Origin of the sequence: Gemmata sp., from assembly GCF_051859125.1 — a bacterium.
Lineage (GTDB): Bacteria > Planctomycetota > Planctomycetia > Gemmatales > Gemmataceae > Gemmata.
In genome coordinates this window covers 20302-44273 of record NZ_JBHYGG010000251.1, presented here as the reverse complement: position 1 = coordinate 44273, position 23972 = coordinate 20302, and the positions used below count along the sequence as shown (strand labels likewise).

At 70.6% G+C, this 23972-nt stretch carries 18 protein-coding genes; 12 read left to right on the top strand and 6 right to left on the bottom strand.

Features of this window, described 5'->3' with window-relative positions; all coding sequences use genetic code 11:
* Positions 1-190: 190 nt before the first annotated feature.
* The gene (locus ACTIGN_RS22410) at positions 191-1921 is read left to right on the top strand and encodes an ATP-binding protein (RefSeq protein ID WP_439627988.1); all 1731 of its coding nucleotides are present in this window, start codon (positions 191-193) and stop codon (positions 1919-1921) included.
* Here the strand turns inward: ACTIGN_RS22410 and ACTIGN_RS22405 are convergent, their stop codons facing one another.
* On the bottom strand, positions 1922-2728 hold the full coding sequence (locus ACTIGN_RS22405) for a Uma2 family endonuclease (protein ID WP_439627986.1): 807 nt from the start codon (positions 2726-2728) through the stop codon (positions 1922-1924). It lies immediately after the preceding gene.
* A gap of 67 nt (positions 2729-2795) precedes the next feature.
* Entirely contained in the window at positions 2796-4091 is a 1296-nt protein-coding gene (locus ACTIGN_RS22400; RefSeq protein WP_439627984.1) for an MFS transporter, read from the bottom strand.
* Between the two features lie 215 nt (positions 4092-4306).
* Here ACTIGN_RS22400 and ACTIGN_RS22395 point away from each other — a divergent pair, with 215 nt between their 5' ends.
* From ACTIGN_RS22395 to ACTIGN_RS22380, 4 genes are all read left to right on the top strand, one after another.
* On the top strand, positions 4307-4933 hold the full coding sequence (locus tag ACTIGN_RS22395; RefSeq protein ID WP_439627982.1) for a metallophosphoesterase family protein: 627 nt from the start codon (positions 4307-4309) through the stop codon (positions 4931-4933).
* Between the two features lie 120 nt (positions 4934-5053).
* Positions 5054-5659, top strand: a complete 606-nt coding sequence (locus tag ACTIGN_RS22390) for a PEP-CTERM sorting domain-containing protein (protein ID WP_439627981.1) — start codon at positions 5054-5056, stop codon at positions 5657-5659.
* Positions 5660-5968: 309 nt separating this feature from the next.
* Positions 5969-6592: a PEP-CTERM sorting domain-containing protein gene (locus ACTIGN_RS22385; RefSeq protein WP_439627979.1), complete on the top strand. Its 624-nt coding sequence runs from the start codon at positions 5969-5971 to the stop codon at positions 6590-6592.
* Between the two features lie 236 nt (positions 6593-6828).
* Entirely contained in the window at positions 6829-11097 is a 4269-nt protein-coding gene (locus ACTIGN_RS22380) for a protein kinase domain-containing protein (protein WP_439627977.1), read from the top strand.
* A 5-nt stretch (positions 11098-11102) separates the two neighbouring features.
* Here ACTIGN_RS22380 and ACTIGN_RS22375 read toward each other — a convergent pair whose 3' ends face one another.
* The 3 genes from ACTIGN_RS22375 to ACTIGN_RS22365 form a co-directional block, all read right to left on the bottom strand.
* On the bottom strand, positions 11103-12080 hold the full coding sequence (locus ACTIGN_RS22375; RefSeq protein ID WP_439627975.1) for an ABC transporter permease: 978 nt from the start codon (positions 12078-12080) through the stop codon (positions 11103-11105).
* Complete coding sequence (locus ACTIGN_RS22370; RefSeq protein ID WP_439627973.1) at positions 12077-13588, bottom strand: sugar ABC transporter ATP-binding protein; 1512 nt, start codon at positions 13586-13588, stop codon at positions 12077-12079. The genes ACTIGN_RS22375 and ACTIGN_RS22370 overlap by 4 nt, the downstream gene beginning before the upstream one ends.
* 91 nt (positions 13589-13679) lie before the next feature.
* Complete coding sequence (locus tag ACTIGN_RS22365; protein WP_439627971.1) at positions 13680-14759, bottom strand: substrate-binding domain-containing protein; 1080 nt, start codon at positions 14757-14759, stop codon at positions 13680-13682.
* Between the two features lie 186 nt (positions 14760-14945).
* Between ACTIGN_RS22365 and ACTIGN_RS22360 the strand changes: the two genes are divergently transcribed.
* The 6 genes from ACTIGN_RS22360 to ACTIGN_RS22335 all read left to right on the top strand — a co-directional run bounded on the left by ACTIGN_RS22360 (position 14946) and on the right by ACTIGN_RS22335 (position 22330).
* Complete coding sequence (locus tag ACTIGN_RS22360) at positions 14946-15686, top strand: DUF4058 family protein (RefSeq protein WP_439627969.1); 741 nt, start codon at positions 14946-14948, stop codon at positions 15684-15686.
* Between the two features lie 116 nt (positions 15687-15802).
* Positions 15803-17092 (top strand): diphosphate--fructose-6-phosphate 1-phosphotransferase, encoded by a 1290-nt coding sequence (pfp, locus tag ACTIGN_RS22355; RefSeq protein WP_439627967.1) that lies wholly within the window; start codon positions 15803-15805, stop codon positions 17090-17092.
* 9 nt (positions 17093-17101) lie between these two features.
* A complete protein-coding gene (locus ACTIGN_RS22350) occupies positions 17102-17839 on the top strand; it encodes a TIGR02996 domain-containing protein (protein ID WP_439627965.1) in 738 nt (245 codons plus the stop codon).
* Between the two features lie 31 nt (positions 17840-17870).
* Positions 17871-18602, top strand: a complete 732-nt coding sequence (locus tag ACTIGN_RS22345; protein WP_439627963.1) for a TIGR02996 domain-containing protein — start codon at positions 17871-17873, stop codon at positions 18600-18602.
* Between the two features lie 7 nt (positions 18603-18609).
* Positions 18610-20070, top strand: coding sequence for an aminomethyl-transferring glycine dehydrogenase subunit GcvPB (gene gcvPB, locus ACTIGN_RS22340; protein ID WP_439627961.1), 1461 nt, complete (start codon positions 18610-18612; stop codon positions 20068-20070).
* Between the two features lie 391 nt (positions 20071-20461).
* Entirely contained in the window at positions 20462-22330 is a 1869-nt protein-coding gene (locus tag ACTIGN_RS22335; protein ID WP_439627959.1) for a M61 family metallopeptidase, read from the top strand.
* A gap of 89 nt (positions 22331-22419) precedes the next feature.
* On the opposite strand, the gene fhcD is transcribed toward ACTIGN_RS22335, so the two are convergent.
* Positions 22420-23271, bottom strand: a complete 852-nt coding sequence (gene fhcD, locus ACTIGN_RS22330) for a formylmethanofuran--tetrahydromethanopterin N-formyltransferase (RefSeq protein WP_439628002.1) — start codon at positions 23269-23271, stop codon at positions 22420-22422.
* Positions 23272-23471: 200 nt separating this feature from the next.
* Here fhcD and ACTIGN_RS22325 point away from each other — a divergent pair, with 200 nt between their 5' ends.
* Positions 23472-23957 (top strand): MarR family winged helix-turn-helix transcriptional regulator, encoded by a 486-nt coding sequence (locus ACTIGN_RS22325; RefSeq protein ID WP_439627958.1) that lies wholly within the window; start codon positions 23472-23474, stop codon positions 23955-23957.
* Positions 23958-23972: the final 15 nt, after the last annotated feature.

The window sequence follows — 23972 nt, the reverse complement described above, 5'->3', positions numbered from 1 at the left end:
ACAAGGCCGGGTACACGCGACCCGGGCGCCGCGGCGCGAATGAGCCGCGGCCGGAATTGTCGGCCCCGGGCGCAAGTGCCCGTGGTTCGGGTTCGGGGGCCGGCCCGCCCGCGCCGAACGCGCCCGACTACCCCGTTGCCCCGGACCCCCGGGCGAAGTACGGTATCAGCGTCGCCCGGAGGGTTCGGTTGTGCCCCGATTGATCGTCCTGCGCGGGGTTGACGAGGGGAAGCAGTTCGACCTGACGGGTTCGCCCATCACGGTCGGCCGGCACTCGTCGAACGAGGTCGCCCTCCACGACACGCAGGTGTCCCGGCGGCACCTCGAACTCCGCGCCGCGGCGACCGGCTACCAGCTCAAGGACCTCGGCAGCGGGAACGGAACGCTGCTCAACGGCCGGACCACCCACGAGGCCCCGCTCCGCAGCGGCGACACGATCTCGATCGGCCAGACGGTGATGATGTACACGGCCGGGCGGCACGACTCGGTCGAGGCCGGCAACGACCTGACCGAGCGGGTGCGGCTCGTGCCGAACCCGGACCCGAGCTTCCCCTCGGCCGTCGTCCGCACGATCTCGGCCGACGCCGGGAGCCAGATCCTGGCCCGCCCGAACGCGGCCGCCACCGACTGGCTCCGCACCCGCCTCGCCAGCCTCGCGGCGCTCTACGAGACCGCCGAGGCCGTGAGCCACATCCTCGACGTCGACCAGCTCCTCGCGACCGTGATGGAACTCGTGCTCCGGTCGGTGAACGCGGACCACGGGTGCTTCATGCTCCGGGGCGAGGGCGGCGCGCTGGTGCCCCGGGCCGTCCGGTACCGCGACGGGGTGAACCGGGCCGAGGAGCTGGCCGTCAGCCGCACGATCGTCGACCAGGTGCTCCGGGACGGCCAGGGCGTCCTCGTGTCCGACGTCCACGGCGACTCGCGGTTCCGCGGGGTCGAGAGCCTGCACAAGCACAACATCCGCGAGGCGATCTGCGTGCCCATGAAGGGCCGCCGCGAGGCCGTCGGCGTCCTGTTCCTCGACACGCAGTCGACCCTCAAGCAGTTCGTCAGCAACGGGCAGGAGGCCGGGAAGTTCAACGAGGACCACCTCACGCTGGCCAGCGCCATCGCGCACCAGGCGGCCATCGCCGTCGAGGAGAGCCGGTACCACCAGGCGCTGGTGAACGCCGAGCGGCTCGCGGCCGTGGGGCAGACCATCGCCGCGATGTCGCACCACATCAAGAACATCATGCAGGGCGTGCGGTTCGGGGCCGACATGGTGCGGACCGCCCTCAGGGACGACGACCGCGACCTGCTCACCAAGGGCTGGAAGCTCGTCGAGCGGAACCAGACCCGCATCGACGAGCTGATCCTCGACATGCTCAGCTACTCGAAGGAGCGGGAGCCGGCCGTCGAGCCGACGGACCTGAACAAGCTGTGCGAGGACGTGCTGGAGATGCTCCGCGGCCGGGCCGAGGCGCGGGGCGTCACCCTGGAGTGGCGGGCGGGGACCGGCGTGGCCGCCGTGCCGTGCGACCCGGACGGCATCCACCGGGCGGTGCTGAACATCGTCAGCAACGCGGTGGACGCGGTCGAGGACCGGCCGAACCCGAAGGTCGCAGTGCAGGCGATCCTGGAGCCCGCGGGCGACTGGGCGAAGGTGATCGTGGTGGACAACGGCCCCGGCATCCCCGCCGAGGTCGTCGAGGAGGTGTTCAAGCCGTTCGTCAGCACCAAGGGGAGCCGCGGCACCGGCCTCGGGCTGCCGGTGAGCCGCAAGATCCTGCGGGAGCACGGCGGCGACATCGTCGTCCAGAGCGTCATCGACAAGGGGAGCAAGTTCTCGCTGCGGATCCCGATGAAGTCGGCGTTCGCCGCCGACGCCTCGGGCGGCACGGTCCCGCACCCGTCGCTCAAGCCGCCGGACGCGAACTGATCACCCCGCCGCCCCGCGGGCCTTTGCCAGCTCCCCGCGGAGCTTCGCGAGTTCCGCCTCGGCCGCCAGCCGCGACTGCCGCTCGGCCGCGGCCACCTGCTCGGCCTCCTCGCGCGCCCGCCGCTCGGCCTCCAGGCGATTTCGAGCTTCGTCACGCTCGGTGCGCGCCTCGTCCCGCTGCTCACGCGCCGCGTCCCGCTCGATGAGCAGGTCGCCCGGCAGCGGCAGGAGTGCCCCGCGGAACCAGTACCGCACCCACTCGCCGAGCAGGCCCACTTCGAGTTCCAGTTCGGGAATCGGGTACCGCCCGGCTGCGTTCGGCCCGACCGAGGCGTACGTGCCGTCGGTGAGCCGGAACAGCGTCAGTTCGGCGTTGTCGGGGTAGAAGATGAGGTAGTACGGCACCTTTAAGGCCGCCTGGTACTTGTCGAAGTTGTCGTCGTAGTCCTTCCGCGGGTTGTGCTTCGAGACGTACTCCAGCACGAGCAGCGGCCCGACCGGTTGCTCCGCGAGGACGTAGCTCCCGCTCGCGGCGATCGGCTCGGGGTGGACGACCACGAAGTTGTCGGGGACGACCTTCCCGGGCTTGCGGAACCCGGGCTGCGGGTACTGGATCAGTAACTCGCTGAAGCACTGCACGTCGGGCCGGGCGACCCGGACCAACTCGAAGCTCTCGACCGTGATCGCCCGCTGCGTCGCCTGCTCGGTGGATTCCATGAAGTGGCTCAGCGGGAGCGACTTGAGGTACGCCTGCGCGTCGGCCGCGTAGAACGCGGCGAGGTCGGGGTCGGGGGACGTCGGCGTCATGCGGCACCTCGCGCGGTGAGCGGTGCTGCGGATTCTACCCCCGGGCGGCCCGCGGGCGGAAGCCGAGTCAGGCGTCGTCGGGGTCGACGGGCGTCGAGGCGTCGAGCATCCACCCGCACGTCGCGGAGACGAGGTACGACGCGGCGCACACCGCGAACACGGCGTCCCACCCGCCGAGCAACTTCACCTCGGTCAGCAGGATCGGCGACGCGGCCGCCCCGAAGTTCCCCAGCATGTTGCCGAACCCGAGCGCGGCGCCGACGTTCTTCCCGCCGACGTCCTGCGCGAACGCCCACACGGACGGGATCGCCGTGTCCTGGAACAGTGCCATCAGGGCCAGTGCGGCGATCGCGACCGGGAGCGCCGGCGCCGCGCTCACGGTCGCGCACATCAGCGCCCCGCCCGTCATGAGGGCCGCGATCGGCAGGCTCCGGCCGCGGCGGGGGCCGAGCTTGCGGTACACGAAGTCGCCCAGCACGCCGCCCAGGAACATCCCCCCGCACCCGACGAACAGGATCAGCGACTGCACCTCGCCGACCCGCTCGAACTCCACGCCCCGGTCCTGGATGAAGAGCGGGAGCAGCGTGATGAGGACCGCCCACGGGATGTTGTTGCAGAACTGGAGGCCGCCGAAGAACCACATCCGCCGGCTCCGGCACAGTACGCCGAGTTGCGACGCGAACGACCGCGGCGCGACCGCCGGCTTCGGGGGCGGCGCGTCTCGGCCGCCGGCCGGTGCTTCGGGGGGCGGCCCCTCGTGGGGCGGCCGGTCCCGGACGACCAGCCAGAACACGCCCGCGATCGCGACCCCGCTCAGGCCGTAGACCACGAACACCGCCCGCCAGTTCACGCCCGACGCGCCGACCGCGGCCCCGGCCACCGCCACCCCGGCGAGCGCCACCGCGAGCCACGCCGTCAGTTTCGGCGCGACCGCCCCGCCGATGCGGCCGCCGAGCGCCACGGCCGAGCTGAACTTCCCCCGCTCGTCCGGCCGCGCCCACCGCTTCACCAGCCCGGCCGCCGCGGGGTACGCCCCGGCCTCGGACACCCCGAGCAGCAACCGCACCGCCACGAGCGCGGCGAACGACGACACCAGCCCGGTCCCGGCGGTGACGAGGGACCACGCCGCGATCGACAGCGACAGCACGCGCCGCGGGCCGTACCGGTCGGCCAGCGCGCCGACGGGGATCTGGAACAGGGCGTAGGTGAAGAAGAACGCGCCGAGGATGCGCGCCCGCTCGCGGTCGGAGAGCCCCAGGTCGATCTGGACCGGGCCGATGAGCGTGGAGAAGCACACCCGGTCGACGTACATGAGCATGGCCGCCACGGCGGTGACGGCGACAATGAGGTAGCGCTGGTGCATGTGGGCCGGGGCCTGGGGCGCGGCGGGGGCCGGCGGCGGGGCGCAACGTGTGCCGTCCGGGCCGGGTCCGGGTGGGTGGGCGCAGTGTATCACCTCGACCGGCCCCGGCACCGACGAAAAGGCGACCCGCGGGGCAAACCACGCTCCCCGCGCACCGGGCGGTTTGTTAGAGTGACAACTGGCGGCGAGGTCCGGACCACGGGACGGGGCACCACATGCGGATCGGGGTTGTGAGCGACACCCACGATCGCCAGGAGGCGGTGGCTGAGGCCGTGCGCCTCCTCACGGAACAGCACGTCGAACTGATCCTGCACTGCGGCGACATCGAGTCGCCCGACACGATCCGCGCGTTCCGGCCGGTCCCCACCCACTTCGTGTTCGGCAACTGGGACAAGGACAAGGTGCGGCTCGCGGCCGCCATCAAGGAGATCGGGGGCACCCATTACGAGTCGTTCGGGGCGCTCGAACTCGGCGGGAAGCGGATCGCCTGGGTCCACAGCCACGAGCGGCACCAGCTCCGGCAGCTCGAGAACGCCGACTTCTTCGACTACGTGTTCTACGGGCACACGCACGTCCGCGAGCAGCACCGGACCGGCAAGACGGTCGTCGCCAACCCCGGCGCGCTGTTCCGCGCGAACCCGAAGACGTGCATCGTCCTGGACGTCCACACCGGCGAGATCAAGCCGATCATCGTGCCGGTCGCGCCGAGGGCGTCGGTCAACGGCGCGGCCCACACGCACCCGCCGGTCGCCGAGGGCGTCGGGTCCGTAGTCACCCAGGCCCTCCCCGTCGCCGCCGAACTCCCCCCCCCGCCCGTCGACCCGCCCGCCCCGCCGGGCTGAACCGCCCCAACCGCCCCGTCCCGCATCCGCCTTGACCCCCTCATTTATCCCGGGTATTCCCTCCTCCCGCGACGCAGCGGCTCCGACCGCCGCCCTCGCACCGCTCCAGGAGGAACCGTGATGACACACAAGTGGATGGCAGCAGTTGTGGCGACGGTGGCGCTGGCGCTCGCACCGAGCGAGGCAGCGGCGGGTTTGATCCCGTACAACCCCACGGTCACCCCGGAAGGCGGGATGTACCGCTACTCGTACGCGATCCAACTCCCGACCGACTCCGTTCTCCGACCCGGCGACTACTTCACGATCTACAACTTCGACGGCTACGTCGCGGGGTCCGCGATGGCGAGCGGCTCGGCCTACTCGAGCGATTGGACGTTCTCAACGAGCAACGTGGGACCGACCCCGAGCGGCATTCTGCCCGCCGACGACCCGTCGATCCCGAACCTGACCTGGACGTACACCGGCGCGGAGATCAACGTCGACGCGCAGGTCGGCCTCGGGAACTTCTGGGCCGTCTCGCTGTACCCGACCACGACCGACTCGTGGTTCGCCGCGAGCACCGGCTCATCGACCGGGGCCACGGACAACAACATCATCCCGACCGAGGTTCCCGTGCCGTCCGCCGCGCCGCCGGGCGTGCCGGAGCCGGCGACCCTTCTGCTCGCGGGGCTCGGCCTGCCGCTGGCCGCCGGCTTCCGCCGGTGGAAGGCCGGGGCGACCCGCTGACCCGATCGTGCGGGGTCACAGTGATCCTTAAACCGTGTCGTCGCCGGCCTCGATGAGGTCGGTGATTGGGGACTCTCGCGGGTCCGGCCTCATCGGGGCCGGCCCGTGGTCCTCCCCGACACGATTCGTACGAGTTCGCCCGCCAGACGGATCCGCGCTGACGAAGTCGCGGTTGACAGCAAAACGCCACCGGTCTAAACCGGTGACTCGAAACTGGCCAGCCGGGGTGCTGCTGACGGAGGGTGTTGCGGTAACCCGGCACGAATGGCCAAAGGTACGCCCAGAGTCGCTTTTCAAGGAGTACGTCGGATGTTTCAACGAACCTGGATCATGGGTCTGCTCGGTGCCGGTCTGGTGGCGCTGGCCGCGAACGCCCCCGCTCAGGCGGGCCTCCTGCCCGTCAACGTGAGCGTGCAGAAGGAAGGCAACAGTTTCCGCTGGACGTACGCGGTTCAACTGCCGACGGACTACAAGCTGCAGTCGGGCGATTACTTCACGGTGTACGACTTCGAGGGGTACGTGAACGGGACCGGTAGCGTCCTCTCGCCGTACCCTGATGACAGCGCCAAGGCGAATTGGGAGTTCTCGACGTCCAAGACCGGCCCGACCCCGGGCCTGCTCAACCCGAAGGACGACGCGAGCATCGACAACCTGACCTGGAAGTACATCGGGCCGACCATCCCGTCCGGTCAGCTGAGTCTCGGCAACTTCATCGCGGTCTCGGAGTTCGAGGAGTCCAAGAAGACCCACTTCACGGGCACCAACCCGAGCGCGGTGAACGGCGAGATCGACAGCAACATCACCGACACGGACGCACCGACCGGGACCTCCGTGCCCCCGGGCGTGCCGGAGCCGACCACGCTGGCCCTGCTCGGCATCGGCCTGCCGCTCGTCGGCGGGGCCCGGGTGTTCCGCCGCCGCCGCGCCGCCTGACGCGACGGGGTGAACTGAACTGATCCGAGCGGCCCGGGGCACCTCGCCCCGGGCCGCTCCGTTTGATTTCCGCGCACGTCGCGGGTCCCGCCGCGCCCGGGGCACGGCCGGACCGCTCCGGCGCTCCGAGTTCGCGCGCGAGCCGCGCCGCCCGAATGGCCCGGGTACTGGTTCGCGCCGGCACGATCGGGTACTCTAACATCGAACTCTCCCACGACCGACGCCGAGGGTCCGGCATGCCGGAACCGCCCGCCGACAACCCGCTCTCGCGCCCGGCCCCCGGGCCGCCCGGGAAGAGCGTGCTGTCCGACTCGACCTGCACCCACGGGGGCGGCGACGGGGCCGGACCCGACCGCCCGCCGGTGTTCCGCCCGCCCGTGCGGCCCGGCGACCTCGGCCGCCTGGGCCGGTACCGCGTGCTGAAGCAACTCGGCAAGGGCGGCATGGGCTGGGTGTACCTCGGGTTCGACGAGGTGCTGCAGCGGAAGCTCGCGATCAAGGTGCTCACCCCGCGGTTCGCCGCCAACACGGTCGCCCGCGAGCGGTTCCTCCGCGAGGCCCGCACGGCCGCGTCCGTGTCGTCCCCGCACGTGGTCGCCATCCTCGACGTGGACGAGGACGTCGGGAACCCGTTCATCGCCATGGAGTACCTCCAGGGGCTCCCGCTCGACCGGTACCTCGCCACGCACCCGCGGCTCAACGTGCGGCAGGTGCTCCGGATCGGCCAGGAGGTGGCCCGCGGGCTGGCCGCGGCGCACGCCGCCGGGCTGGTCCACCGCGACATCAAGCCCGCGAACCTGTGGCTCGAGGCGCCCAAGGGCCGGGTCAAGATCCTCGACTTCGGGCTCGCGAAGGAGGCCGTGCGGCAGGGCGGGGCCGACGTCACCCTGGACGGGCAGCTCGTCGGCACCCCCGCGTTCATGAGCCCCGAGCAGGCCCGCGGCGAGCCCGTGGACGCCCGCACCGACCTGTTCTGCCTGGGCATCGTGCTGTACCGCCTGTGCACCGGCGAGCAGCCGTTCGTCGGCCCGAACGCGATGGCCGTGGTGCTCTCGGTCGGGATCGACGAGCCCGCCCCCGTGCGGCAACTCAACCCGGACGTTCCCGAGTCGCTGGCCGGCCTCATCTACCAGTTGCTCCGCAAGAAGCCGGCCGAGCGGCCGCGGAGCGCCAGCGACGTCCACGCGGCGCTCGTCGCCATCGAGGAGGGGAAGGGGCCGGCCGCCCCCCAGGCGTGGGCCGGCGGGTCGGACGACGCCGCGCCGATCGCCGTCGCCGCCCAAGGCGACGCGGTGTGGGAGCAGTTCGACACGGTCCGCGCGGCCGGGGAGACGACCGCGGTCGGCGAGGAGACGCAGCGGAAGGCCGCGGCCCGCGACCGGTTCCCGTGGCGGCTCGTCGCCGGGGTGTTCGCGGCCCTGTTCGCCGCGGTCGCACTCGTCGCCGGCCTGCAGTACGCCTCGCCCGCGCCGCCGCCGCGGGACGCGGAGCCCGAGCCCCTCGTCCGGCCGCCCGCCAAGGCCGACCCGGAGCGGAGGTTCGCCGAGTGGGCGCTGAACCTCCCCGCGGCCGCGACCATCGAGATCGTGGGCGGCCCGACCGTCACCCAGGCGAAGGCGCTGCCGGCCACGCCGTTCAAGGTCCGCCGGGTCCACGTCTCGGCCGAGTACGCGGTCACCGACGCGGACCTGAACCTGCTCCAGCCGCTCACCGGGCTGGAGGCCGTCAGCTTCGCGCGCACCGTGGTCACCGGCGCCGGGATCGAGAAGCTCAGCCACTACGTCTCGGCCCCGTACCTGATCGAACTGTCGCTGGGCACCGAGGACGTGACCGACGAGGCGCTGAGGTGGTACGGCGCGTTCAAGTCGCTCCAGGTCGTCGCCCTCACCGGCCCGCACGTGACCCGCGAGGGGGTGCGGGTGCTCCAGGCGCACTGCCCGAACCTGACCCACCTGGCGCTCGACCGGGTCGAGTTGCACAACACCGACCTGGCCCCGTTCGGGCTGCTGCGGTGGTTCCCTAAACTGGAGCACCTCGGCGTCTCGTGCCCGCCCGTCGCGCCGCTCGGGCTGGGCTGGCTGGCGACGTGGCCGGGGCTCAAGTCGCTGCACCTGTCGGGCACGGGCCTCGGCGACGCGGACCTCGACCTCGTCGCCCGCACGCCGGGCCTCCCCGCACTGGCCCTGCGCCGCACCGCGGTCACCGACGCGGGCCTGCCGAAGCTCGCCCGGCTCGCCGCGCTCAAGCGGCTCACGATCACCGAGAGCCCCGGGGTCACCACCGCCGGGATCGCGCAACTGAAGGGGCTGCTCCCGAACTGCGCCGTCGAGTTCGACGCCTACGTTCCCAAGAACGACCCGGACCGGCTCGCGGCCGAGTGGGCGCTGAGCCGGCCCCGGGCGCTGGTCGGCGTCATGGGCGCGGCCGGCCCGGTCGCGACCGTCGAGAAGCTCCCCCGCGGCCCGGTCCGCGTCACCGCCATCGACCTGACCGGCACGGCGCACGTCGTCCACGACGCGGACCTCGACCGCATCGTCCCGCTCGCGGGGCTCACCGCGGTCAAGCTCGGCCGGACCCGCATCACCGACGCGGGCCTGAAGAAGTGGAGCGAGGCGCCCGGGGCCGCACGGTACGCGGCGCTCGCGGTCCACTCCCCCGACCTGACCGGCCCGGGGCTCGCGGCGCTCAAGGGGTTCCCGGCGCTCACGGCCCTGGAACTCGCGGGGCCGCGGATCACCGACGCCGGCATGCGGCACGTCGCCGCCCTGCCCGCCCTCGCGGTCCTCGACCTGGACCGCACCGCGGTCACCGACGAGGGGCTGTTGGCACTCACCGCGCTGAAGGGGCTGAGGAGCCTTTCGGTGAAGGAGACCCGCGTGACCGCCGCCGGGCTGCGGCGGTTCTCGGCCGCGCTGCCGGCGTGCAAGGTGCGGAGCGACTTCGGGCTCGGCGCGCTCGCGCCGCTCGACCCGGCGTGGGCCGCCGCCGTCGCGAAGATGCCGCCCGCGAAGCAGGTCGAGGCCGTCGCCGGGGAACTGGTGCGGCGGAACCCGAAGTTCGACGGGAAGGTGACGCCCGTGGTTGCGGCCGCGGGCGTCGTGGGGCTGCGGATCAGCTCCGAGGCGGTCGCCGACATCGCCCCCGTCGCCGCGCTCCCGAAGCTCGCCGAGTTCCACTGCACCGGCGACGAGCGGGGCGCCGGCGCGCTCACCGACGTCGCGCCGCTCGCCGGGCTCCCGCTGCTCCGCGACGTGTCGCTCGCGAGGAACCGCAACCTCGTGGACCTGTCGCCGCTCGCGGGGAAGCCGCTCACCGCCCTGAACCTCAGCTTCACCGGCGTCGCGGACCTCGGCGTCGTCGCGGGGATGCCGCTCAAGACGCTGGCGATCAACCCGCTCCCGATCAAGGACTTCGCCCCGCTCCTGAAGTGCCCGGCCCTCGCGGACCTGTCCCTCGACTTCGGGCTCGCCGGGGTCGTGCCCGCGCCGCAGATCGAGGCGGTCCGGCCGCACCCGGGGCTGAAGACCGTCGAGGGGATCCCGGTCGCGGTGTTCTGGCCCGCGTGGGACCGGCGGAAGGACCCCGCGAAGCTCGCCGGCCCGCAGCGGGTGATCGCGACCGGCACCCGCGACGTGCGGTCACTCGCGTTCGACGCCGACGGCAAGCGGCTCGCGACGTTCGGGTACGAGGGGAAGCTCCAGGTGTGGGACGCGAGGACCGGCGACCGGCTCCACGTGTTCGACGCGAAGGCGCACGACCTGAAGGGGTTCGGCCAGACGGCCGAGTTCGTCCCGGGAACGGACCTGCTCGCCGCGGGCTACACCGACGGCCTGCGGTTCTGGAACCTGAAGTCCCAGAAGCCCGACGGCGAGCGGCTACCGCCGTTCGAGCAGTTCTGCGGGCTCGCGGTGAGCCCGGACGGGAAGACGGTGACCGGGCACAGCAGCACGGGGAAGGTGCCGGTCGCCCGGTACGCGGTCGCGACCCGCCAGCCGCTCGCGGCACTCGAAGGGCACACGGGCGGGGCTCACCTCGCGGCGTTCTCGCCCGACTCGAAGCACCTCGTCACCGCGTCGATGTGGCCCGACGGCTCGGTGCGCGTGTGGGACCTCGCCGCGGGCCGCGAGGCGTTCCGCGCCGACCGCCCGTGGCTCGACACGGTCGTCGGCGTCGGCTTCACGCCCGACAACCGCCTGGCGGTGTTCGCGAGCGCCCGGTCGGTGGTCGAGGTAATCGACTGGAAGGCGAAGACGGTGGAGCGGTCGCTGCGGTGGTTCCCGGCCGGAGGCGCGGCGCTCGCCCCGGGCGGAACGCACGTCGTCCTCGGCGGGGCGTCGGGCGTGGTGACGGTCCTCGACCTCGCGACCGGCGCGCCGGTCGCCGAGGTGAACGGCGGCACGCGGGTCGTGAAGGTGGCGGTGGCGCCCGACGGCAAGACGATCGCGACCGGCCACTCCGACGGCACCGTCCGCCTGTGGGACTGGGCCGCCCTCCGCGGGAAGTGACGCCGCTACCGGTGGACCCGGGAGCGACTGCGGATGAGTTCGTCCACGATCGCGCCGAACAGGAGCGTCGCGCCGATCACGAGCGGGATCACGTCGCTCTTCGCGCCCTGGAACGTCACCAGGTTCTCCAGCACCGGCAGCACCATCGCCCCGAGCACCATCCCGACGGCCGTGCCCTCGCCGCCGCGGAGGCTGCACCCGCCCAGCACCGCCCCGAGGATCGCGTACAGTTCGTAGGCGTTGCCAGCGTTGTCCGACTGGACCGACGGCGCGTCGAGGAACAGCAGCACGCCGGTGAGGGCCGCGAGCGCCGAGCAGACGGTGTAGATCGCCACCCGCTGCCGGTTCACGTTCACGCCCGCGTACTTCGCGGCCAGCTCGCTGTGCCCGATGGCGTACCAGTACCGGCCGTACGCGGTGCGGCGGATGAAGAACCCGACGACCGCGGCGAGCACGAGCAGGATCACGAACTGGGCCGGGAACAGCAGGTCGCCGTCGGTCGGGGACTTGCCGATGAACAGGTACCGGAGGGTGCGGATCGCGTCCCTGAACTCGGGGTGCCGCTCGATCACCGACGCCTGCCCGATGGTGCCGCCCAGGAGCCGGGCGACCCCGCGGTACACGAACATGCCGCACAGCGTGACGAGGAACGGCTGGAGCTTCAGCCGCGTGATGAGCAGGCCGTTGACGAGCCCGACGGACGCGCCGAACAGGACCACGACCGGCACCGCGGCGAACGGGTGGACGCCCTCGTTCATGAGCATCCCGAACAGCACCGCCGAGCACCCCACGACGGCCCCGATGGACAGGTCGATGCCGCCGACGATGATGACGAGCGCCGCGCCGAGGGTGATGACGCCGTAGCGGCCCTGGAGGTTGGCGACGCTCATCAGGTTGTCGGGCCGGCCCGCGTTCGGGTCGGAGGAGGCGAGCGCGGCGTACAGCGCCACGAGCAGCCCGAGAACGCCCAGAATCCGTGTCACGTCGCGGCCCCCCCGGTCGCCAGTCGCATCACCGCCTCTTCGGACACCTTGCCCGTCAACTCGCCGGCCACCCGGCCCTCGTGCATCACGACCACGCGGTCGGACATGCCCAGCAGCTCTTCCATGTCGCTCGTGATCATCCACACGGCGACGCCCTTCCCCGCCAGTTCGTCGATCAGGGCGTAGATCTCGGCCTTCGCGCCCACGTCCACGCCGCGGGTCGGCTCGTCGAGGATCAGCACCTTCGGGCCGCGGGCGAGCCACTTGCCGTACACGACCTTCTGCTGGTTCCCGCCGGAGAGCAGCCCGATCGGCTGCGCCGCCGACGGCGTCTTCACCCGCAGGCGGTCGATCCAGGTGCGGTGCATGTCGGCCTCCCGCGCCCGGCTCACTCCGAGCGCGGTGCTGAGGCCCGCGAGGTTCGGCAGGCTGAGGTTGAACCCGACCCCCTCGGCGAGAACGAGCCCGTGCAGCCGGCGGTCCTCGGGGACGAGCAGCACGCCGGCCTCGATCGCGTCCCGCGGGGTGCGGACGGCGAGGGGTTGGCCGTTGAGGAGGACTTCGCCCGCGACGACGTGGCGGACGCCGAACACCGCCTCGGAGAGTTCCGTGCGGCCGGCCCCGACGAGCCCGGCCATGCCGAGAATCTCCCCCTCGCGGACCTCGAACGACGCCGGGGTCTCGGGGCCGCCGCGGTAGCGCACGTTGCGGACCGTCAGCACGGCGGGGGTGTTCGGCTCCGGCCGGTGGGTCTTGGGGTAGAACTGCTTCAGGTCGCGGCCGACCATGAGCCGCACGAGGTTGTCGTGGGTGATGTCGGCCCTGGCGAGTTCGCCGGCGTTGCGGCCGTCGCGGAGGACGACGGCCCGGTCGCAGCACCGCTTGACCTCGGCGAGCCGGTGCGAGATGTACATGACCGACACGCCGCTGGCCTTGAGCCCGTCGATGACGCCGTAGAGGGTCTCGGTCTCGCGCTGCGTGAGGCTCGACGTCGGCTCGTCCATGATCAGGACGCGCACGTCGGTGCCGAGCGAGCGGGCGATCTCGACGAGCTGCTTCTCGCCCGGCGGGAGCGCCTCGACGCGGGCGTACAGGCGGTCGGCGGGGAGGCCGACGCGGGCGAGCAACCCGGCGGCGCGCTCGGCCATCACCGTACGGTTCAGCACCCGCAGGCCGCCCGCGGTGGTGACCTCGCGGCCGAGGAACAGGTTGTCGAGGACCGTCAGGTTCTCGGCGAGGTTCAGTTCCTGGTGGATGAGGACGACGCCCGCTGCGGCGGCGTCCCCCGGCCCGGCAAAGCGTACCGGCGCGCCGTCGAGGAGCACCTCGCCCGCGTCGGCCCGGTACACGCCGGCGACGATCTTCATGAGCGTGGACTTGCCCGCCCCGTTCTCGCCGACGACGGCGAGCACCTCGCCCGGCGCGAGCGCGAGCGACACCCCGTCCAGGGCGACGACCCCGGGGAACTCCTTGCGGGCGGCGGTGACGGAGAGGCGGGGCGTGGTCATGGGAGGGCGCGGGAGGGAAAGTCGATTCGGGAGGCGGGCCGTTGAGCCGCGAGCGCGTGGGAGCCCCTCGCTCGCGGCTCAACGGGGCGAGTTACTTCTTGACCGACGCCAGGTCCTCGCGGAGCTTCGCCTCGAACTCGGAGACCTTGGGGTACTTCACGACCATCCCGTTGACCGTCTCGTCCGGTCCGCCGTTCTGGGTGACGACGCGGTACGGGATCGGCTCCTTGACGAGCTTCGAGTCGTCGCCCCGGGCCTTCGCGGCGAGGGCTTCGACCGACCGGTAGCCGTACATGAACGGGTCCTGCACCACGGTGGCGGCGATCTCGCCGTTCGCGATCCCCTTGAGGGTGTCCCAGTCCACGTCGAACCCGACGATCTTGACGTCCTTGAGCATCGCCTTGGACCGGGCCTCAACGAGGAGGGCCGGCGGGTTGTAGGCGTAGAGCCCCACGAGGCCCACGTCGGGGAGCCCCTTCAGGCGGGCCAGCACGGCCCCGGCCAGCGCCTGGGCGTTCGCCGGGCCGCCGTCCTCCTTGGCCTCGCCGTCCACGAGGAAGTACGGGCCGAACTGCTTCCCCTTGAGTTCGGGGCGGGTCGGGTGCGCGCCGGCGGTGCCGGCCGCGTCCTTCTGCCCGGCGAGTTCATCGAGCACGCCCTGGGTGCGGGCCTTGCCGTTGGCCGACTTGGTGCTGCCGATGAACAGCGCCACGGTGCCGCCCCTGGGCAGTTCCTTCTTGACGATCCGCCCGACGGCCCTGCCGGCCTCATAGTTGTTGATGCCGATGTAGCACAGCCGGCCGGTCTGGTCGGCGTCGTTGTCCATCGTGACGAGCGGCACCTTCTTGGCGACGCGGGTGAGGTCTTCCGTCTGGTTCTGCGGGTCGATGACGCTGACCGCGATCCCGTTCAAGCCCTGTTTGACCCACGAGTCGATGATGGGGGTCTGGGCGGAGGCGTCGAAGGCCTTGTCGAGTTGGCGGAACTGGAGGTCCACATCGAAATCCCGGGCCGCCTTGTTCGCGCCGGCCTCGGCGAAGCTCCAGAACTCGGCGGTGCAGTTGGTCACCACCCCGATCTTGATCCGGTCGGACTTCTTGTTGCACGCCGGCACGCACGCGAGCGCGACCGCCAGGAACGGCACGACCGACAAACGCAACGATCGGAGCACGGCATCACCCGCGATGGAGGGAGGGGTTCGGGTAATTCGTAAAGGTTGTTTACAAAATACCCCCGGCCACCGAAGTGGCAAGCACGAACCTACGAGAAATGCACCGAAAGTCAGCGGAACGGCCGCCCCGGTTCCGCGGCGACCCGCGGACCCGCCGCGGCTATAATCACACCGGGAGGGCCACCCATGCCGATTCACGACTGGTCGCGGGTTGAAGCGGGGATCTTCCACCACTTTCACGGAGAGTGGATTGGTGCGATCAGCCACGCACTCAACAGGGGCGTTCTCCCCAGTGGGTATTACGCACTTACCGAGCAGAAGGCGGGGGGCGTTGGGCCGGACGTCCTGACACTGGAGAGCGAGTCGGAGGCGGAGCCGACTCCGGAAGGGGGCGGGGGGACCGGACTCCTCGTGGCGAGGCCCAGGGCCGAAGTTATTGAGGAGACCAGTGACGACTTCTACCGGCGGAAGCAGCGGATCATCGCTGTCCGGCACGTCTCGGACGATCGGGTGGTCGGGGTCATCGAGATCGTCTCGCCCGGCAACAAGAACAACCGGCACGGCATCCGGTCGTTCCTCGACAAGGTCACCGCGTTGTTGAACCGCAAGGTTCACCTGCTGGTCATCGACTTACACGCCCCCGGCAAGCACGACCCGCGGGGCATCCACGCGGCGATCTGGAACGAGGTGTGGGGCGAGTCGAGCGACACGCGGGCGGGTGGCCGGCCGCTCACGGTCGCGTCCTACGAGTGCAACGACCACGTCACCGCGTACGTCGAGCCGGCGGCGGTGGGCGAGGAACTGGCCGCCGCGCCGCTGTTCCTGGTGCCGGGCGGGCACGTTCTGGTGCCCCTCGAACAGACGTACCGCACCGCGTGGGACGGCGTGCCGAGGCGGTGGCGGGACGTGATCGCCCCGCCCGGGTGACCGCCGGGCGACTGCCCTTGAAAACACCTCCCCGTTCCCGATCCTGACACCGTTAGCCCGGCCCCCAAATTCTCCCCGCTCCGGGCACTCGGGCGTACATCGCAAGGGCACTCACAATGGCGGAAACTTCGCGCGGCAAGCTCGGCATCGTCGTCGGCGGCGGCCCGGCCCCGGGCATCAACGGCGTCATCAGCTCGGTCACCATCGAGGCGATCAACCAGGGGCTGGAGGTGGTCGGCGTCCGCGACGGGTTCAAGAACCTCGTCCAGGGCGACACGTCGCACGTCCGCCCGCTGACGATCCCGGACGTCGCGCCGTTCTACCAGAAGGGCGGGAGCATGCTCGGGACCAGCCGGACCAACCCGGCCAAGGACCCGAAGCACATGGCCAACGTGATCGACGGGCTGAACAAGCTCGGGGTCAAGTACCTCGTGACGATCGGCGGCGACGACACGGCGTTCAGCGGGAGCCAGGTGTACGCGACCGCGAAGGGGGCGATCAAGGTCGCGCACGTCCCCAAGACCATCGACAACGACCTGCCGCTGCCCCCGGGCATCCCGACGTTCGGGTTCGAGACGGCCCGGCACTACGGGGTGCAGCTCGCCCGCAACATCCACGAGGACGCGAAGACCACGACCCGCTGGTACCTCATCATCAGCATGGGCCGGGCGGCGGGCCACCTCGCGCTCGGCATCGGCAAGGCGTCGGCCGCCACCCTCACCATCATCGCCGAGGAACTCGCGAACCGGGACGTGTCGCTCGAACTGATCTGCGACATCATCATGGGCTCCATGATTAAGCGGAAGGCGGCGCAGGGCAAGGACTATGGATTGGTCGTGATGGCCGAGGGGCTGATGGAGGAGATCGGCGAGGACCGGCTCAAGGAGATCATGACGAAGCACCCGGGCAAGTTCGGGAACATCGAACTCGACGCCTTCGGGCACCTGCGGCTCGGCGAGATCGAGTTCGGCCGCATGGTCCGCACCACGCTCGCCGAGCGGCTCAAGGCGGTCGGCCTGAAGTTCGACATGGTCGACAAGGACCTGGGGTACGAGCTGCGGTGCGCCGACCCGATCCCGTTCGACGCCGAGTACACCCGGAACCTCGGGTACGGAGCGGTGAAGTACCTGCTGTCGCCGGAGGCGGAGAAGAACGGCGTGGTCATCACGTTCGTCGGCGGCTCGATGGTCCCGTGCCCGTTCCAGGACATGATCGACCCGAAGACGAAGAAGATGCGGCCGCGGCTGGTGGAGGTGACGGGCGAGAACTACGAGGTCGCCCGGCGGTACATGATCCGGCTGGAGCGGGCCGACTTCGAGGACCCGCACAAGCTGGAGAAGCTCGCCGCGGTGGTCAAGCTGACCCCGGCGCAGTTCCGCGAGCGGTTCGAGTACGTCGTGAAGTGACGGTGCGCCGTGACCGAGGATGAAGCGTTCATCCGTTCCGTAGTTGGGAGCCGCGGGGACAACACCCCGCGGCTCGCCTACGCCGATTGGCTCGACGACCGCGGCGAACCGCGTGGACCGTACCTGCGAGCAGCGTTCGCAGCGGCGGATCGAGACGCCGCACAGTTGCGCGAGGCAGCGATCGGACTTGACCCCGTTTGGGTCGCTCGCGTGAGCCGGCCGCCCGTCGGGGTGTGCTGCGACGTCGAGTGGAGCACAGCGGGCGAGGACGTCTGTTCCCACGACCTCGAGGAATTCGAGCGGCGTTTCGGAATCACGCTCCCCGTTGAGTACCGGGCGTTTCTGCTCAACAGCAACGGAGGAACGGTCGAATTCGCCCCGCTGCCCACCCCGACGGGCACCGCGGACCGCTTCTGTGGGTTTCACTCGCTGGCCAAGACGACCCACGACGACCCGGAAGGGAGCTTGGAGTACGAGTTCAACGTCACGCGCCACTCGCTGTACCGGCGCACGCGACGAGACGATGCTGAATACCACGTCCGGCTTCTGCGTCACATGATCATTGGCTGGGCTCCGGGCCGCACGATGTGGGTCGTCCTGGGGTTTGAAGGGCAGAGTGCGGGACGAATCCGGTTTCTCGACATGGCTCGCGGATACCCTCCCGGTCGGGAAGGGTCGATCGAGCCCGGCGGGTGGTTCGAGAGTCTTCCCAGATACCTCGCGGCTCTCCGCGCAGACCGCGCGTGACCCGGCAATGAGTTATCGCAGGGCTACTGCCGTGACCGAGGACGAGGCGTTGATCCGAGCCGTCGTGGACAACCCGGGGGACGACACCCCGCGGCTCGTCTACGCCGACTGGCTCGACGACCGCGACGACCCCCGCGGCCCGTACCTCCGAGCGGAACACGAGTGGGCTGCGACACACGACCCGAGCGAACGCGAGACGCTGCGGCAGATGGCGAAGGCGCTCGACCCCGTGTGGGTCGCCCGCGTTAGCCGCCCGCCCATCGGGGTGTGCTGCGACCACCTAAGACTGTCCGCGACCGGAGAAGTGAACGGATCGGAAGACATCGACGCCGCCGGGAAGGAACTCGACGTAAATCTCCCGCCGCAACTGCGTGCGTTGCTCCTGAACTACTCGATCGGCCATCTCAGGGGTGGCCCGTTCGTACTGCCGCGGAAGGGTGAACGGAATCATTGGGGAGTTGTCGCGGTCGCATGCCTGATTGACCCTGATTTCAACGACGCGATGGTCAGCTACGAATTGGTCGATCGTACCATTCACCTCCGCGAGGAGTACGAACTACCTATCACGCATGTGTTTCTGGCCGAACTACACGCCGAAGTCGTTGTGGTTTCGTGTCGCAAAGGTAACGCTGGCACCGTGCACTATTGGAATGGTTTCGAGGTGCGTGCCGAAAAGATCGCCGACACGGTCGGTGATTTCCTCGCCATGCTCATCCCCAAATCATGGCCACTGACAGACAAAGACTTTTCCCCCAATCCATAGTGAGCCGATGAACAACACGCAATCGACCGAGTTGATCTTCGAACTCTCGCGGCCGGGGCGGCGGTGCCACCGGTTGCCGGCGTGCGACGTGCCGGCCACGCAGGCGCTCGGCGACCTCATCCCGAGCGAGCACCTCGCCGCGAAGCCGCCCGAGTTGCCCGCGGTGAGCGAGATCGACCTGATCCGGCACTACACGAACCTGTCGGCCCGGAACATGAGCATCGACACCAACTTCTACCCGTTGGGGTCGTGCACCATGAAGTACAACCCGAAGCGGCACGAGCGGCTCGCGGCACTGCCGGGGTTCGCCAGCCTCCACCCGCTCCAGGACGACGACACCACGCAGGGCGTGCTCGAACTGCTCTTCGACATGCAGAACTACCTCGCCGAAATCTCCGGGCTCCCGGCGGTGTCGCTCCAGCCCGCGGCCGGCGCGCAGGGCGAACTCACGGCGCTGTTCGTCGCCGCCGCGTACTTCCGCGACAAGGGCGAGACGCACCGCCGCAAGGTGCTCGTCCCCGACTCGGCCCACGGCACCAACCCGGCGTCGGCCGCCCTCGCCGGGTTCGACACGGTCACCGTGAAGAGCAACGCCAAGGGGCTGGTTGACATCGAGGACTTGAAGGCGAAGCTCGGCAACGACGTCGCCGTGTTCATGATCACCAACCCGAACACGCTCGGGCTGTTCGAGACGCAGATCAAGACGATCACCGACATGCTGCACGCGGCCGGCGCGCTGGTGTACCTCGACGGCGCGAACATGAACGCCATCCTCGGCATCACCCGGCCCGGCGACTTCGGGGCCGACATGCAGCACTACAACGTCCACAAGACGTTCACCGGCCCGCACGGCGGCGGCGGCCCCGGCAGCGGCCCGATCGCGGTCCGCGACTTCCTCGCCCCGTACCTCCCCGCCCCCATCGTGGCGAAGGACGGCGACCGCTTCCGGCTCAACTTCGACGTGCCGAAGAGCATCGGCCGCGTGCGGAGCTTCTTCGGGAACGTCGGCATCCTGTTCCGCGGGTACTGCTACATTCGCACTCTCGGGCCGGACGGCCTGAAAGAAGTGAGCGAACAAGCTGTGCTGAACGCGAACTACCTCCGGGCGCGAGTGGCCGAGGTGTTCGACGTTCCGCACGCCGGCCCGTGCATGCACGAGTTCGTCGCCAGCGGCCGGTCGCTGCTCCGCGAGCGCAAGGTCCGCGCGATGGACATTTGCAAGCGGCTGCTCGACTACGGGTTCCACGCGCCGACGGTGTACTTCCCGCTCGTCGTGGCCGAGGCGCTGATGATGGAGCCGACGGAGACCGAGAGCAAGGAGACGCTCGACGCCTTCACCGACGCACTCATCAAGATCAGGGCCGAAGACCCGGAGTTGCTGCGCACCGCCCCGCACACGCACATCATCTGCCGGCCCGACGAGGTGAAGGCCGCCAAGGAGCCGGTCCTGCGGTGGACCGCGGGGTGAGTGCCGGTTGCCAAGTCCGATCGTTGCATACCTGTAGCCGGCCTCTGTGAGGCCGGTGCTTGGGGACTCCCGGAAGCGCCGGCCTCACAGAGGCCAGCTACAGAAGACGAACCAGTTGTTCACGGGCGGGACGCCCGCGGTCCCAGGGAACGCCGTTACCGACTGTACGCCGTCGCCGAGGCGCTCTGAATCGTCTTGGAGCACCCCGCACCGGACGCGAGGCCGGCGACAACAGCCACGAGAAGCGCGACGCGGCGCACGAGCTTGGTCATCATCGTCTCCGGGGCATGGGTTCATCGCTCATAGCCACGTGGCGGTCGGTGCGTCAACCCCGCGCACCCCGCCGCGAACGCGGTTATCATTTCTCGCACCCGGTCCGTGGAGCCCTTCCATGCAACGTGCGCTGCTCGCACTCGTCCTCGCGTTCGCGGTCCCCCTTCAGGTGACGGCCGCACCCGTGCTGCTCGACGTCGACGCGTCGGACGTGGGCCGCCGGGTGATCCACGTTCGCGAACTCGTGCCCGCCGAACCGGGGCCGCTCGCACTCCACTACCCGAAGTGGATCCCCGGCCGGCACCGGCCCGTCGGGCAGATCGCGAACGTTTCGGCGCTCAAGATCACCGCCAGGGGCGAGGCGCTCGCGTGGCACCGTGACGACGCCGACCCGTTCACGCTCCACTGCACGGTTCCCGAGGGCGCGAAGGCCGTCGAGGTACAGTTCGACCTGCTCCTCGCGGCGGGGAGCGAGGGCGGGGCGCAGTTCATGACGGTCGCGTCGCCGAAGGTGATGACGATGAACTGGAACGACGTGCTGCTCTATCCCAAGTGTGCGAAGCCGCTCGAACTCCCAGTCGTCGCCCGCGTGAAGCTGCCGAACGGCTGGAAATTCGGCACCGCGTTGCCCGTCGCGAAGGCGTCCGACAAGGACGGCTCGGTGCTGTTCGAGGGGGTGCCGCTCGAAACGCTGATCGACTCGCCGCTGCTCGCCGGGGAGCACGTTCGCGTCGTCCCCATCGGGGCCGGCAAGGAGCACTCGGTCGTGATCGCGTGCGACAGCCCCGACGGACTCGAGGCGACGCCCGAGACGCTGAAGGCGTGGAATCAACTTCCGGCCGAGGCTGCAGCGCTGTTCGGCCCCGAGCGGCCGTACAAGGCGTACACGTTCCTGCTCGGGTTGAGCAACCACATCCCGCGGGCCGGGATCGAGCACCACCAGTCGAGCGACAACCGGCTCGGCGAACTCGCACTGGTGAAGGCGGCCGAGCGCCGCACAGCGGCCACACTGTTCCCGCACGAGTTCGTTCACGCGTGGAACGGGAAGTTCCGCCGGCCCGCGGACATGATCGTCGGCGACTACCAGGTGCCGCAGCAGACGCGGCTGCTGTGGGTGTACGAGGGGCTCACGAACTACCTCGGCTGGCTCCTCGCGGCCCGCTCGGGGCTACTCGCCCCGGACGACGCCCGCGAGTACCTCGCGCTCACCGCGGCGCGGATGACCAACTCGCGCGGCCGGGCGTGGCGGCCGCTCGACGACACCGCCGCGGCCGCGAGCGTGCTTTTCGACGCGCCGCGGTCGTGGGCCTCGTCGCGCCGGGCCGTGGACTTCTACGACGAGGGCACCCTGCTCTGGCTCGACGTGGACGTGATGATCCGCACCAACACCAAGGGGAAGAAGTCGCTCGACGACTTCTGCAAGGCGTTCCACGGCGGCGGCACCGGCAGGCCCGAGGTAAAGGGCTACAAGCTCGACGACGTGCTCGCGGCGCTGGCGGCCGTGGATCCGGCCACCAACTGGAAGGCGTACTTCGCCCGCCGCGTTGAGGCCGTCGCCGACGCGCCGCCGCTCGAAGGCATCACCGGCGCCGGGTGGAAGCTCGGGTTCGCCGAGAAGCCGTCGGACCTGTTCGCGGCGCAAGAGGGGCTCTCCCGCGGCGTGAACCTGTTCGACTCGCTCGGGTTGCTGCTCGGCCCGGAAGGGGCGGTCTCGGACGTGGTCCCCGAGCGGCCCGCGGCGAAGGCCGGTCTGGCCCCCGGCATGAAGGTGATCGCCGTGAACGGCCGCCGGTACACGCCCGACGCGCTCAAGGCCGCGGTCGGCGGCACCCGGACCGGCGGGAAGTTGGAACTGCTCGTCGAGAGCGGCGACTTCTTCAAGACGCACGCGGTCGAGTACGCGGGCGGCCTTCGCTACCCGCGACTGGAGAAGGCCGAGGGCCGCGACGACCTGCTCGCCGACATCGTCAAGCCGCGGGGGAAGTGATCCACGGTAGGTCGCTCGCTCCGCGAGCGACACGCGGGCCACACCGGCGACCGTCGTTGCGCCGGGGCGCGACTCGCGGAGCGAGTCGCCTACTGAAAAGCATCGATCAGCTTGTGCAGGTGGACGTGGTGCGGGCCGAGCTTGCCGCCGTAGTTCCCGGCGGTGATCCCCCGCACCCCGGGGCACCGCGTCGCGGCCAGGATGCCCTCCCAGGTCGCGCGCTCCACGGTCGCCAGGTCGAGCCCGTCGAACACCAGCTCGTACACCGCGTTCACGCCCTCGGGCAGCGCCGACTTCACCGCCCCGCGGAGCGTCGGGCAGTACGCCTCGTTCGTGCTCGCCTTCAGCGCCTGGTACTTGCTCCCGACCTTGCTCCCGGACCGCACGACGCCGCCCGGGAACGGCAGGATCACCCCGGGCAACTTGCGGATCGCCGCGACCCCGGCCTCGGCCGCCGCCAGCGCCGCGGCCTGCGACTCGCCGAGGATCAGGAAGTTCCCGCCGCCCACCCCCTTCACCGTGTCGAACGACTCCTCGCACAGGAACTCGCCGTCCATCGTCGGCACCCGCCAGTACCGCTTCCCGCCGAGCAGCTTGCTGATCTGCCACCCGTCGCCGAAGTACCGCAACTGGCCGCCGACCTTGATCGACCGCCCCGGGTCGCCGGTGAGCCCGTTGAAGCACGCGGTGGTCGCGCACGTCAGCACGCACTGCGCGACGCGGTTCACGACGGCCTTCTGGAGCCCGTCGCGGCTGAACCCGAAGAACAGCATCGCGAGCCCCGGGCGGCCGTCGGGCGTTTCACTGGGCGAGAGTTCGCGCTCGATGCCGGCCTCGGCGTCGCACCCGATGACGCTCGCCGCGTACCCGGTCGCGGCCTGCCCGGCCGTGCGCGCCCACCCGATCGTCTCGGCGGTCACGACGACGCGGGTGGCGGTCATCGGGAACGCCTCGGCGAACGTGTCCTCGACGGGAACGGAGTTGACGGTTCGCACGGTCGCGGGCCTCGGGTCGTCGCGGGGGTCGTGGGGATTGAGTATTCGCGCACGCGGGCCGGTGCAACACGATTCCCGGGCCGCAATCTCCCCGTCGGGACATTAATTGTCTGGACAACCATCGTCCCGACGGGTAATATTCGGGCATGGCACCCGAGGCCGCTATCGCCGACGCGCGCCGGTTCGACTCGCCCGAACAGGAGGCGTACCTCGCCCTGTGGCGGACGTACGACCGGCTCCGGGCGCTCGAGGACGAGCTGTTCGCGGAGTTCGAGCTGACGGCCCAGCAGTACAACGTGCTGCGGCTCTTGCGGGCGGCCCGGCCCGAGCCGCTGCCGACGCTCGTCCTCGCGGAGCGACTCGTGTCGCGGGCACCGGACATCACCCGGATGCTCGACAAGCTCGAGGCCCGCAAGCTGCTGACCCGCACGCGGTCCACCGAGGACCGCCGGGCCGTGCTGGTGGCCATCAGTGCCGCGGGGATCGCGCTCCTCGATCAGATCGCCGGCCCGCTGCGCGAGTGCCACGGGCGGCAGCTCGGGCACCTCTCGCCCGCACAACTGAAGTCCCTCGCCGCGCTGCTGAAGGCCGCCCGTGCCCCGCACGAGCCGCCCGGCAGCGCGTGGGTGTAACCGAACCGCCACGAA